Annotated in this window: 12 protein-coding genes and 2 tRNA genes; 8 read left to right on the top strand and 6 right to left on the bottom strand. The window is 69.9% G+C overall.

Going from position 1 to position 12,234, the window contains the following annotated elements; translation table 11 throughout:
* The first annotated feature begins 57 nt into the window (after nucleotides 1-57).
* The 6 genes from ehuB to AC5P1B_RS03620 all read left to right on the top strand — a co-directional run bounded on the left by ehuB (nucleotide 58) and on the right by AC5P1B_RS03620 (nucleotide 4,374).
* The gene (ehuB, locus tag AC5P1B_RS03595; protein ID WP_493884689.1) at nucleotides 58-963 is read left to right on the top strand and encodes an ectoine/hydroxyectoine ABC transporter substrate-binding protein EhuB; all 906 of its coding nucleotides are present in this window, start codon (nucleotides 58-60) and stop codon (nucleotides 961-963) included.
* The gene (gene ehuC / locus AC5P1B_RS03600; RefSeq protein ID WP_493884690.1) at nucleotides 960-1,694 is read left to right on the top strand and encodes an ectoine/hydroxyectoine ABC transporter permease subunit EhuC; all 735 of its coding nucleotides are present in this window, start codon (nucleotides 960-962) and stop codon (nucleotides 1,692-1,694) included. The genes ehuB and ehuC overlap by 4 nt, the downstream gene beginning before the upstream one ends.
* Nucleotides 1,691-2,341, top strand: coding sequence for an ectoine/hydroxyectoine ABC transporter permease subunit EhuD (gene ehuD / locus AC5P1B_RS03605; RefSeq protein ID WP_493884691.1), 651 nt, complete (start codon nucleotides 1,691-1,693; stop codon nucleotides 2,339-2,341). The genes ehuC and ehuD overlap by 4 nt, the downstream gene beginning before the upstream one ends.
* Nucleotides 2,342-2,363: 22 nt before the next feature.
* A complete protein-coding gene (gene ehuA / locus AC5P1B_RS03610; RefSeq protein WP_493884846.1) occupies nucleotides 2,364-3,134 on the top strand; it encodes an ectoine/hydroxyectoine ABC transporter ATP-binding protein EhuA in 771 nt (256 codons plus the stop codon).
* Nucleotides 3,135-3,375: 241 nt separating this feature from the next.
* Nucleotides 3,376-4,137, top strand: a complete 762-nt coding sequence (locus tag AC5P1B_RS03615) for an IclR family transcriptional regulator (RefSeq protein WP_493884692.1) — start codon at nucleotides 3,376-3,378, stop codon at nucleotides 4,135-4,137.
* A gap of 163 nt (nucleotides 4,138-4,300) precedes the next feature.
* Nucleotides 4,301-4,374 (top strand) — tRNA-Lys (locus AC5P1B_RS03620).
* 77 nt (nucleotides 4,375-4,451) lie between these two features.
* Here AC5P1B_RS03620 and AC5P1B_RS03625 read toward each other — a convergent pair.
* The 6 genes from AC5P1B_RS03625 to AC5P1B_RS03650 all read right to left on the bottom strand — a co-directional run bounded on the left by AC5P1B_RS03625 (nucleotide 4,452) and on the right by AC5P1B_RS03650 (nucleotide 11,097).
* Nucleotides 4,452-5,540 (bottom strand): ABC transporter substrate-binding protein, encoded by a 1,089-nt coding sequence (locus tag AC5P1B_RS03625; RefSeq protein WP_493884693.1) that lies wholly within the window; start codon nucleotides 5,538-5,540, stop codon nucleotides 4,452-4,454.
* Nucleotides 5,541-5,678: 138 nt separating this feature from the next.
* On the bottom strand, nucleotides 5,679-6,212 hold the full coding sequence (locus tag AC5P1B_RS03630) for an ABC transporter permease (protein ID WP_493884847.1): 534 nt from the start codon (nucleotides 6,210-6,212) through the stop codon (nucleotides 5,679-5,681).
* A gap of 618 nt (nucleotides 6,213-6,830) precedes the next feature.
* On the bottom strand, nucleotides 6,831-8,561 hold the full coding sequence (locus tag AC5P1B_RS03635; protein WP_493884694.1) for a GMC family oxidoreductase: 1,731 nt from the start codon (nucleotides 8,559-8,561) through the stop codon (nucleotides 6,831-6,833).
* A 291-nt stretch (nucleotides 8,562-8,852) separates the two neighbouring features.
* Nucleotides 8,853-9,239, bottom strand: a complete 387-nt coding sequence (locus AC5P1B_RS03640; RefSeq protein WP_493884695.1) for a hypothetical protein — start codon at nucleotides 9,237-9,239, stop codon at nucleotides 8,853-8,855.
* A gap of 310 nt (nucleotides 9,240-9,549) precedes the next feature.
* Nucleotides 9,550-10,143 carry a lytic polysaccharide monooxygenase auxiliary activity family 9 protein gene (locus tag AC5P1B_RS03645; protein ID WP_493884696.1) on the bottom strand — a complete coding sequence of 198 codons (594 nt, stop codon included), beginning with the start codon at nucleotides 10,141-10,143 and terminating at the stop codon, nucleotides 9,550-9,552.
* A 216-nt stretch (nucleotides 10,144-10,359) separates the two neighbouring features.
* Nucleotides 10,360-11,097 (bottom strand): nucleoside/nucleotide kinase family protein, encoded by a 738-nt coding sequence (locus tag AC5P1B_RS03650; protein ID WP_493884697.1) that lies wholly within the window; start codon nucleotides 11,095-11,097, stop codon nucleotides 10,360-10,362.
* A gap of 145 nt (nucleotides 11,098-11,242) precedes the next feature.
* Between AC5P1B_RS03650 and AC5P1B_RS03655 the strand changes: the two genes are divergently transcribed.
* Both AC5P1B_RS03655 and AC5P1B_RS03660 read left to right on the top strand, forming a co-directional pair.
* Nucleotides 11,243-11,316 (top strand) — tRNA-Lys (locus tag AC5P1B_RS03655).
* A gap of 125 nt (nucleotides 11,317-11,441) precedes the next feature.
* On the top strand, nucleotides 11,442-12,125 hold the full coding sequence (locus AC5P1B_RS03660) for a FadR/GntR family transcriptional regulator (protein WP_493884698.1): 684 nt from the start codon (nucleotides 11,442-11,444) through the stop codon (nucleotides 12,123-12,125).
* Nucleotides 12,126-12,234 lie beyond the last annotated feature (109 nt).

Below are 12,234 nucleotides of genomic sequence, written 5' to 3' on the forward strand. Positions count from 1 at the left end.
CATCAAGGGCTGGAAACGATCCGCATAACTTCATGAGAGCCGGGTAGCCGCGCGCCCATGGCTCCACCACGAGGGAACGACAACGGGAAAGAGATCGCGCGACGCTCGCTTCTTGCGGGCGGCGCGGCTCTGGGCTTGCTCGGAGCGGTCGGCTGCAGCCGCGTCTCCAGCGCTGACGCCAAGGACGGGGGCAATCTGCTGGAGCGGCTGAAGTCGCAGGGAACGGTGCGGCTCGGAATCGCCAGCGAACCACCTTTCGGGTACATCGATAAGGACGGTGAGATCACCGGCGAGTCGCCGGAGATCGCGAAGGTCATCTTCAAACGACTCGGCGTGCGCAGCTTTCAGCCCGTGCCGACCGAGTTCGGTTCGCTGGTACCCGGGTTGCGTTCTCAGCAGTTCGACGTGGTCTCGGCGGGCATGTACATCACTCCCGACCGGTGTGAGCAGGTGATCTTCACTGATCCCGAGTACCTCATGCCCGACCGGTTCATCGTCCGCAAGGGCAATCCGAAGAACCTCAAGAACTACGACGACATCGTCAAGTCCGGGGCCAAGATGGCCAGCGGCACCGCCTACGCGGAGATCGAGTACGCGGTGGCCGCGGGGGTCAAACGCGGTGAGATCACCGTTCTTCCCGACCAGCTGGCCGGCCTTCTCGCGGTGGAGCAGGGCCGGGTGGACGTCTTCGCCGGTACGAGCCTGACCGTGAGCCGCGTGGTGGACCAGAAGAACAGCCGCAAGGCCGAGGCGACCGAGGCGTTCCAGCCCGTCGTCGACGGCAAACCCGCCTACGGAGCGGGGGGTTTCGCCTTCCGGCCCGAGGACACCAAGCTGCGCGACGCCTTCAACGTCGAGCTGCACAAGATGAAGAAGAGCGGCGAACTGCTGCGCATCATGCGCCCGTTCGGTTTCACCAAGGCGGAGATGACCGACCTCACCGCAGAGGAGCTGTGTAAATGACAGCGGGACTGTGGGAACACTGGCTTCTCCCCGGCATCTGGATCACCATCCAGCTCACCCTGTACAGCGCCGCACTGGCCACGGTCATGGCCTTCGCCGCCGGTCTCGCCCGCACCCACCGGCTGTGGATCGTCCGGTTCGTGTCCGGCTTCTACGTCGAGGTCTTCCGCGGCACCTCGGCCCTGGTCCTGATGTTCTGGTTGTTCTTCGTGATGCCGCTGGCATTCGAGATCCAGCTGGTGCCCATGTGGGCAGCGGTGCTCGCGCTCGGACTCTCGTACGGCGCGTACGGCTCCGAGGTCGTGCGCGGGGCGGTCGCCGCCGTCGCCCCGGCCCAGCGTGAGGCGGGCATCGCGCTCAGCTTCTCGCCGTGGCAGCGGATGCGGCTGGTCATCCTGCCGCAGGCGATCCCCGAGATGATCCCGCCCTTCAACAACCTGCTGATCGAGCTGCTGAAGGGCACGGCGCTGGTCTCCGCGGTCAGCGTCGCCGACATCACCTTCGCCGCGCAGCTCTCCCGGCTGGCGACGGGCGACAGCCTGGAGATCTACACGATCGTCCTCGTTCTGTACTTCGTGCTCGCCTTCATCCTCACCCGGCTGATGCGGCTCCTTGAGCGGCGCGCCAAAGCGAACATCGGGCAGGCGCCCGAGAAGGGCGCCGGCGTCATGCGCAGGCTCGACATCCGCCAGCAGACCGACGTCTCCTCCAGCGCTGGAGGTGCCGTATGAGCTGGGACTGGGAGGTGGCCAAGGACTTCTGGCCCGAGCTGCTCGACGGCCTTCTCATCACGCTGCAGGCGACCGCGCTCGGTTCGGTGCTCTCCTTCGCGCTGGGCCTGGTGTGGGCGATGGCGTTCCGCTCGCCGAGCCGCTTCGTGCGCTGGCCGGTGGTGGCCGTCGTCGAGTTCATCCGCAACACCCCGCTGCTCGTGCAGCTGTTCTTCTTCTTCTACGTGCTGCCGACCTGGGACATCAAGTTCTCGGCGCTGACGACCGGCATCCTCGCGATCGGCCTGCACTACTCGACGTACACCGCCGAGGTCTACCGGGCCGGTATCGACGGCGTGCCCAAGGGCCAGTGGGAGGCGGCCACCGCGCTCAGCCTCCCCCGCGGCCGCACCTGGCTCGCCGTGATCCTGCCGCAGGCGGTCCGCCGGGTGATCCCGGCGCTGGGCAACTACGTCATCTCGATGCTCAAGGACACTCCGCTGCTGGCCCTGATCGGCACCGCCGACATGCTGCAGAACGCCCGCCAGTACGGCTCCACCTCCTTCCAGTACATCGAGCCGTACACGATGGTCGGCATCGCCTTCATCCTCATCGCCTATCCGGCATCACTTCTCATGCGAGCCTTGGAGCGTCGTCTTGGCCACTGAAGCCATCAACCCGAACCCCGCCGTGGACGGCGCCGAACTGATCCGCTTCGATCACGTGACCAAGCGATTCGGTGCCAACACGGTCCTGGACAATCTCGACTTCACCGTCGCCTCCGGCAAGCATGTGACACTGATCGGCCCGTCGGGCTCCGGCAAGACGACGATCCTGCGGCTACTGATGACCCTGCTCAAGCCGGAGGAGGGCACCATCAAGGTCGACGGGGACTACCTCACCCACGAGACCAAGAACGGCAAGCTGGTCCCGGCGGGCGAGAAACACACCCGCGAGGTGCGCAAGAAGATCGGCATGGTCTTCCAGCAGTTCAACCTGTTCCCGAACATGCGGGTGCTGCGCAACATCACCGAGGCGCCCGTACAGGTGCTCGGGATGAGCAAGGACGAGGCCGACCAGCGGGCGCGCGAGCTGCTCGATCTGGTGGGCCTCGGCGACAAGTGCGACGCGTACCCCACCCAGCTCTCCGGCGGGCAGCAGCAGCGCGTGGCGATCGCCCGCGCGCTGGCGATGCGGCCGCAGGTGCTGCTGCTCGACGAGGTGACCTCGGCGCTCGACCCGGAGCTGGTCGCGGGCGTACTCGATGTGCTGCGCGACCTCGCCCACACGACCGACATCACGATGCTGTGCGTGACGCACGAGATGAACTTCGCGCGCGACATCTCCGACGATGTCCTGATGTTCGACGCGGGCCGCGTGATCGAGTCCGGGCCGCCGGAGAAGATCTTCACCGAGCCGGAACACGAGCGGACCCGCGAGTTCCTGAGCGCGGTGCTTTAACGGCTGAAAATATCCGTCACCACGTCGGTGACATGACGGTGGCATATGCCACAGGTGACGTGCCCCTGCATATCGGCATGGGGTGCGTCACCAATTCGTTCAACACCCGCGCCACATCCACCGCTTGGCGGCTATCGTGGTACGAAGCTCAGCTGCCAGGAACGCGGTACGGACTGTCCCTCGCCCGTGACCAGCAGCGACAGCGACACCGCAAGCGGTCACAACCTGGTAGGGGGAAACCGTGGCGCCGAAGCCCGAGCCGACCGCACCACTGCATTCGGTGCAGTACGCCCTCCGCGTGCTGGAGATGGTCTCCAGCCATTCCGATGGTGTCACCGATGCCCAGATCGCACGCCAGACCAGGCTGCCCACCGGCCACCTGGCCCACATGCTGGCGATGCTGCGCCGCGAGGGCTATGTGGAGCAGGTCAGCGACGGCTCCTATGTGGCCGGCGAGGCGCTGCTCCTCCTCGGGGCGAGCGGCGGCGACCGCACCAAGGCCATCCACGACAAGCTCCAGCGCACCCTCACCGCGCTGCGCGACACCGTGGGCGCCGCCGTCTACATCAGCCGGTACATCGACGGCGAGGTGAAGATCACCCAGTATGCGGACGGGCCGCATACGCCCAAGGTCAACGAGTGGGTGGACTTCCGGTCCGCCGCCCACGCCAGCGCGGTCGGCAAGTGCCTGCTCACGCAGCTCGACCACGACGGGCGCCGCGATCACCTGTCGCGGCACAAGATCGTGCGGCTGACCTCGCGGACCACGACCAATGAGCGCGTCCTGTTCAGCAAGCTGGACAGCCAGCCCGCCACCGTTCCCGTCCTCGATCTCCAGGAGTACGCGGTGGGCACGGTGTGCGCCGCCGTCCCGATCACGGCGGGCCGGTCCGTGGGCTGTCTCGCGCTGTCGATGCCGATCGAGAACGCGCACCGGCTGCGGCAAGCGGCGTACGCGCTCAATCGCGAGGCCGCGCCGGTCCTGCTGTCCCTCACGCTCTGAGTCCTGCCGTCCCTCACGCTCTGAGACCGGCCCCCGCTCCCCCGGCCGGTCCGCCCTGGCCGGTGGGCACCCACCGGATGGCTGCCGGCTGCCGGGACAATGGCCGGAAAGTGCATGGTCAGGAGCACTCCCGCGGACCGGGTAGTATTTACGTCGTCAGCAGGCGCCGCTAGCTCAGTTGGTTAGAGCAGCTGACTCTTAATCAGCGGGTCCGGGGTTCGAGTCCCTGGCGGCGCACTTCGTATGACAGAAAAGCGAGACCTCCCCGAAGAGATTCGGGGAGGTCTCGCTTTCGTCGTTCCGCCGTTTCGTCGCTACTTCTTCTTCCCGGCCCGCCCCGACGTCCCAGGGGCCGGGAGGTACGCGTTGTCGTACGCGTCCTTGGCCGGGAGGGGCTTCTCCAGCAGGCCCGCTTCCTTCATGAAGGCGGCCATCCGCTGCCAAGCCTTCGGGTCGTTCTCACCGAGCGCGCCGTCCTCGTCGCGCAGCAGCGGCGCGGTGGCCTTGAGCACGGCGCGCGCGGTGTCCCGGCGCTTGGCGTCGGCCAGACCGGGCACAAAGGACTCGCTGTCCTTCACGGCCTGGTCCGGGTGGTCGATGGTGTATTGCACGCCGCGCATCGTCGCCGCCAGGAACTTCTTCATGTCGCCGGGGCGCTTGTCCAGGGTCTTCTCCAGGGCGCCGAGGCCGACGCCCACCAGGGACTGGCCGCCGCCGCGCGCGCTGAGCGAGACGGCCCGCACGGGCAGCCCCGCCCGGTCGAAGGTCACCTTGTCGTTGTTGACGTAGCCCATGACGCCGTCGACCTTGTCGCCCTTGAGCGCGGCCTGCTGGGTGAAGCCGATGTACTGGACGTCGGTGTCCTTCTTCGTCAGCCCGGCCTCCTTCAGCAGGGCGAGCAGGCCGAAGTACGTCTCGCCGAACGGGCCGGGCGTCCCCACCTTCTTGCCGCGCAGGTCGGCGGCGCTGCGGATCGGGGAGTCTTCCGGGACGAGCAGGGCCACCGGGTACGAGTGGTAGAGCGTGGCGACATCCACCACGGGCAGGTTCTTCGCCCTGGCCTGGAGCATTTCGTCCCCGCCCGCGTAGACCACGTCCTCCTTGCCGGCCTTCATGGCGCTGAACAGGTCCTCCGCGGCGCCGTGGTGCCGCAGGTCCACATTGATCCCGGCGTCCTTGTAGAAGCCCTGCTTCTGGGCCACGTAGAACGGCGCGAACTGGATGTTCGGGGTGTACGTGAGCCCGACCTTCACCGTCGGGGCGCCCTTCACCCGGTTCTCGGTGGGGTCATCGGCGCATGAGGTCAGGGTGGCGGCGGCCACCACGGGGACGAGTACCGCCCCCGCGAGACGACGGCCGCGCGCCCGCCCCGCTCCCCGCGTGAACGGCCTCAAGGTGCTCACCACGACGTACTCCTCACATCTGTCGGCAGTTGCCCAACACGTTCTCTGAGCTCTCTGAGTTCTCTGAAACACTTGGCCACCGGCCGGGGCGCCCCCCGTCGGCGCCTGGTGGCGGGGCCCGGCCCGCGGTGCGCCCGGCTACCGCCGCACATACCGTTCGAGCAGGCCGACCAGCCCGTACAGACCGGCGGCGAGCAGCGCGAGCATCACGAGGGTGGAGAACAGGCCGAGGGTGTCGGCCTCCCCGCGCTGCACGGACAGCAACTGGCCCAGGCCCTCGCCGCCCATGACGAACTCACCGACCACCGCGCCCGTGATGGACAGCGTCAGCCCGTTGCGTACACCGGCGAGAATGCTCGGCAGGGCCAGCGGCAGCTCGATGTGCCAGAGCATCCGCGCCCAGCCCACGCCGTCCACCCGGGCGGCGGCCAGCACGTCAGGATCGAGGCCGCGCAGCCCCAGCACGGTGGTCACCAGGATCGGGAAGAAGACCAGCAGCGCGCAGAGCACCGCGATCGGCAGCAGCCCGTAGCCGAGCCACAGCGCGAGCAGCGGCGCCAGGGCGACGGCCGGGATCGCCTGGGAAGCGGCGAGGTAGGGCTGGAGTGCGGCGGCGGCCAGCGGGCTGCGGGCGATGAGATAGCCGAGCGGCAGGGCGACACCGATGCCCATGGCGCTGCCCACCGCGCTCTCCCACACGGTCTGCCGGGTGTAGTCGAGCAGCGTGCCGTGCAGCAGCTCGTGGGTGAAGTGCCGGGCCAGCGCGCCCGGTGAGGGCAGGAAGAAAGCGGAAACCGTGCCGGTACGGGTCACCACGTCCCAGGTGGCGAGCAAGGCGAGCCCGAGAACGAGGGGCGCCAGCACCGCGCGGTAGCGCGTGCCCGGCGCCGCTGTGCGTGCCCGCCGTCCGGCCTCGCGGCCGTCCCCCTCCGCACCCGGCCGCTGTGCGGCCGTCTTCACCGGCTCGGGTCCGATGCCGACACGCGACATCGCGGTCCCACCCCTCTCCACCTGCGCCGCCTTACGGCGTCCTGCCCAAAGGAACCCTACGCCCACGGGGTGGATCACCTCCGGGCAGTTCCGGCAGGGAACAGGGTGATGTGACGGAAGTCCCTCCGGACCGCCAGGCCATGGGGCCCCGGCGGTACCGCGCGCGGCGCGGCGCGCACGCCGCGTGCGGCGGTGCCGGGGCCGCAGGTCACAGGTGGGCGCGTCCGGGCGGCGGGGCGGTGGAAGCGCAACGGGGCGCGGGGGCCGTGATCCGGGCGCCGACCGTGGTGCGCCCGGCGGTCATCCGGTGGCCTCGGGCTCGCGGTTCAGGCTCGCCCCCTCCAGACGGGCCTCCTGGATCAGGTCCGCCGCCCGCTCCGCGATCATCACGGTGGGGGCGTGGGTGTGGCCGCGTGTGATGACCGGCATCACGGAGGCGTCCACGACGCGCAGCCCGGAGACGCCGCGTACCCGCAGCTCCGGGTCCACGACGGCGTCGTCGCCGGTGCCCATGCGGCACGTACCGACCGGGTGGTACAGCGTTTCCGCGATGTTCCGGACGGTCTCGGCGAGCTTCTCGTCGCTCACCGTGCCGGGCCAGGGCGGCAGCGGCGCGCCGACATGCGGGCGCAGCGCCTCCGTGTCGTACAGCTGCTCGACGAACCGGAGGCCGGTGATGATGGCGGTCAGGTCGGCGTCGGAGGACAGATACCCGGGGTCGATCCTCGGTGCGACGGCCGGGTCGGCGCTGACCAGGCTGATACGGCCGCTGCTCGCGGGCTGGAGCAGGACGAGGCCGAGGGTCACGCCGTGCTCGGTGGGCGGGGTGAGGCCGTGGTTGATGTAGGGCACCGGAGCCCAGACCACCTCCAGGTCGGGGGCGGCCAGTTCCTCGCGGGACCGGATGAAGGCGACGGCCTCGGCGACGTTGGACGTCAGGGGACCCCGCCCGGTGAACAGCAGGCGGAGCAGGTTGGGGAAGGTGTCGGCCCCGGTGAGGGTGACGGGGCGGTTGGCGCGCATGGGCACCGGCACGGACAGGTGGTCCTGGAGGTGACGGCCGACGTCGGGCAGCTCGGAGCGCACGCTGATGTTGAGCGCCCGCAGCTCCTCGGCGTCACCGATGCCGGACAGCATGAGCAACTGAGGCGAACCGATGGCGCCCGCGCTGAGGATCACCTCACGGCGGGCGGTGATCCGGCTGCCGCCGCCGGTCTCCACGCCGATGGCCCGCCCGGTGCCGCCGCCCCGCAGGCCGCCGCTCGTCTCCCGTACGGCGTCGTCGAACAAGATCCGCTTGACCTGGCGGTTGGTGAAGACGGTGAGGTTGCGGCGGCGCCTGGCCGGTCGCAGATAGGCGTCGGCCGCGCTCATCCGGCGCCCGAGCCGCTGGTTGACCGGGTTGACCGCGTAGCCGCTGTGGTCGGGCCCGTTGAACTCGGTGACGTGTTCCAGGCCCCTTTCCGCGCAGGCTTCGAGGAACGCGGGGGTGAGCACATTGAGGTCACGCGGCGGGGAGACACACAGCGGTCCTTCGGTGCCGTGCGCCCCGCTGTCCTCCTCCTTGCCCATCCACCGCTCGGCCCGCCGGAAGTAGCTCACGATCTCGTCGTACGCCCAGCCCTTGCCCGCCCGCTCGGCCCAGGCGTCGTAGTCGTCGCGGTGGCCGCGTACCCACATCTGGGCGTTGAGGGACGAGGACCCGCCGAGGGTGCGGCCGCGTGGCCAGTACAGTTCACGGCCGCCGAGGTGCGGTTGCGCGCTGGTGCTGAAGTTCCAGTCGTACGCCGTCTTGAACAGCTTGGGGAAGGCGGCCGGAATGCGTATCTCCGCCTTGCGGTCGGACCCGCCCGCCTCGATCAGGGCGACCCGCACGGTGGGGTCCTCCGAGAGCCGGGAGGCGAGCACGCAGCCCGCCGAGCCCGCCCCCACGATCACGTAGTCGAAACCGCCGGTCCGGCGGCCACCCTCGTGGCCGCCCCCGCCCTGGACGCTGTTGCCACTTTCTCCGTCGCTGCTGCCACTGCCCATCACGCACACTCCTGGGATACGAGGGATGAAGGCATGTACCACCGAGGGCAGTCGGGTCCGGTCGGCGAGCACGCCGCGCCGGGCCCGGTCCACCCCGGAACTGGCCGGCGCCCCCGCGAGACCAGCGCCTCGGCGCGAGCCGTACGGCAAGGACGTGACCAGAGGACGAGACCTGGGGCTGCACCTGGGCCTGATTCACCGAGACCGGGTCAACGAGCTGGGTGTCAAGGGGCTGGTTGCCAACGAGCTTGATACCAACGGGCTTGCCAACGGGCCGGGCGTCGACGGGCGTTACCGCGGTGGCGCTCCGAAGGTGAGGGGCCCGGTGAAGTCCCGGCCCTGGATCACCGGGCCGGTCACGTTGCCGGACACGGAGTTGTGCACACCGCCGCTTCGCGCCTGCTCCGGCGCGTGCCGGCGCAGCCAGTCGGCGAGGTCGCTGCCGAACCGCGGGTCTTCCTGGGCCCGCAGGACCAGCAGGTCGGCGAGGTCACGCAGCCGCGCGGGATCACCGGCGGCGACGGTGACCGGCTCCGGTCCACCATCGTCACCGCGCCGGAGCGCGCGGCGGGTCAGGGAACTCAGCGCGTCCATCGCGCGCCTCCCCGCATCGCCCGCCGCACCGTTGCCCATCGCGGTGATCGCCGCGATCAGCACACCCGTTGTCACCGGCTCCATATGCCCTCCCCAAGTCGTCGTGAGCGTCACCGTAGCGAGGATGCCCGTCCGCGTCACGACGGCCTGAAGGGCCTCTCCGGGTGTGTGGGAGAGGCCCTTGCGGTTTCCGCGAGGTGGCGGGCGGCCGTGGCGTACGACGTCCGGAGACCGGTCCGCCCTGCCTGAGCTGCCCGGCGTGCCGCCCATGAGCTGAGCGGCCGGCGGCGGCACGCCGGGCCCGCGCACCGCACCGTGAGGTCACGGCGTCAGCGCGCGGCGGCCGAATTCGATCGTCGGAACCCGCCACCGGGGGCGCACGACGGGAGCCGCGTCAGAGCTGGATGTCCGAGCAGGCGTAGAAGGCGTTGCTCGTGTCGGCGACGTTCCAGACGGCGACGATGAGGTGCTTGCCGCTCTTCTGCGTGGGGACGGTGCCCTGGTGCACGACGGTCGCCGGGGGCTGCTGACCGCTGTAGGGGACGGTCAGGAAGGGCTGGGGCTCCAGGTCGGCACGGGTGACCGGCTTGCTGGGGTCGTACCCCGCCTTGGTGATGAAGTAGCGGAAGTCGGTGGTGGAGTGGCGTGCCGTCAGCCGCCACGTGAAGCTGTAGCCCTGCCCGGCGCTGAGCTTGGTGGCGGGCCACTTGCCACCGCGCGGGTCGTCGAGCTGGGCGAACCGGCTGTTGCCGCCGCTGCATATCTTGCCGTCGGCGGGTCCTCCACCGGGGAAGCCCTTGGGTCCTTCGACGCTCTGCGGCTCCCACTGGATGGCTCCGCAGTCCTTGACCGTGCCCTTGGCGCACAGCGCCTGGCGGCTGGGGGGCGCGTCGCTGTAGCCGTGGCCGGTGGCGGCTCCGCCGGTCACCAGGACGGACGCTCCCGCGATACCGAGCCCGACGAGGGCCGCACTGATCTTTTCGCGCATGCTTCACTCCTGAAAGCGTGGGGGGGGACGCGTGGGAGAGGGGTGGGGGGTTGGTGTGGTGACGCGTGTGGGGATGCGTGTGGGGATGCGTGTGAGGTGCGCGCGTGATGGGGGGTGCGTGATGGGGGGGGTTCGTGGGGTCTTGCATGGGGACGTACGCGGGGTCATACGTGCGGTCGCATGCGGGGTCGTACGCGGTCTAGACCAAGGCGCAGACTAGTCCTGCGGATTGGTCATGTCCATACCAAGCGGCGCGAGGACGCGGTCACAGTTCGCCCGGGACCGCTTGACCTGTTCGGCATTGGGCTCGTCGTTCCCCGCCACCCAGGCGCGCGCCGCCGCACCGCCCCTTCCCCCCGCCAATTGGCGCTCGACCAGCCGCTTCCGCCGCACCTCATCCGGCGTCTCCAGGTACCACACGGCCGCCATCGCCTCCCGCGCCTCCCGCCAGCCCGGCTCGTCGCACGCCAGGTAGTTCCCCTCCGTGATCACCAGCCGGGCCCCGGGTGGCACCAGATGCCGGGCCGCCACCGGTTCGTGCAGGGTGCGGTCGTAGTCGGGCACGTACACCTCCCGGTCCCGCTCCACGCGCACCCGGCGCAGCAGATCGGCGTACCCCCATACGTCGAAGCTCGGCGCCGAGCCCTTGCGCTCGGTCAGGCCGAGGCGCGTGAGCTGCGCGTTGGAGAGGTGGAAGCCGTCCAGGGGCAGGTACGCGGCGCGGCCCTCGCCGTGCGCACGCTCAAGCTCGGCGACGAGCGCCCGCGCGAGCGTCGACTTCCCCGCTCCCGGCGCCCCCGCGATCCCCAGCACACACCGCGCCGGTCCGGACCCCTCCCCCTCGGGGTCCCGCGCCCGCTGGGACGCCCGTCCCAGCCATTCCCCCTGGCCGCGCCGCTGCTCGTCGCGCGTGGCCAGCGCCCAGGCCTCGTCCGCCAGTCCCATGATGTCCATGCGCCCGCACGATAGCCCCGACCGCGGCGATCCGGGCGGGCCCGCATCGCGCTCCCTCCACGGCACCGCACCGTGCGGTCACCGCGGGGAAAGGCGGCGGTCAAAAGCACGCTTTTGCGTCGGGTAAGATTTTCAGTGTCAGCGCGCGCCGCTAGCTCAGTTGGTTAGAGCAGCTGACTCTTAATCAGCGGGTCCGGGGTTCGAGTCCCTGGCGGCGCACGTCACACTGTGGGCCTTCTCGTCTTCGACGAGGGGGCCCACAGTCGTTCCGCAGGGATGCCAGGTCACCCCCGTCAGCGGCCAGGGGATGGTCAAATCGGAGGTGGCGGGTGCACAGTCGCGGAATGGCGAGCGACATCCAGGAGCGGATCAAGCGGATCATCATCGACGGGCGGCTGCCCTCGGGGGCCCCGCTGCCCACGGAAACCGAGCTGATGGAGCTGCTCGGCGTCAGCCGGAACTCCGTCCGCGAGGCGCTGAAGGCGCTCCAGGCGATGGGAATCGTGGAGATCCGGCACGGTTTCGGCACCTACGTGGGACCGATGTCGATGGCGCCGATGATCGAGGGCCTGACCTTCCGTACCGTGGCCGGGCACTACCGCGGCGAGGACAGCCTGCTTCAGCTGCTGGAACTGCGGGAAGCACTGGAGACCGGGCTGCTGGCGCGCCTGGTCGGCCGGGTCCCCGCGGCAGACCTCGCCGAACTCGACACGCTGGTGAAGCGCATGGAGGCGGAGGCCGCCGAGGGTCCCGTCGGCGCCGACACGGACCGGGCCTTTCACGCCGCGCTCTACAGAGGGCTGGACAACCTGCTGCTCAGCGAGGTCCTTGAGGCGTTCTGGGACGCCTTCCACCGGGTGCGTACGGATCTGGTGGACGGCCACCCCGACCCGAAGGTCACCTACGAGCAGCACCGGGAGATCCTGGCGGCGGTCAGGTCGGGCGACACCATGCGGGCGGAAGCCGCCGTACGCGACCACTTCGACAACATCCGGACCCGGCTGCGCTCCTCGGCCCACCACAACTGACTCCGGCCCGCGAGAGGCCCACAGGCCCCACCACGGCCACTGCGGCCACCGCACCCGCCGCCCCCTCCCCCGGTCATCAGCCTGCGACGCGCCTTTTCGCCCTCGCGCG

Source organism: Streptomyces sp. A01 (assembly GCF_059026195.1).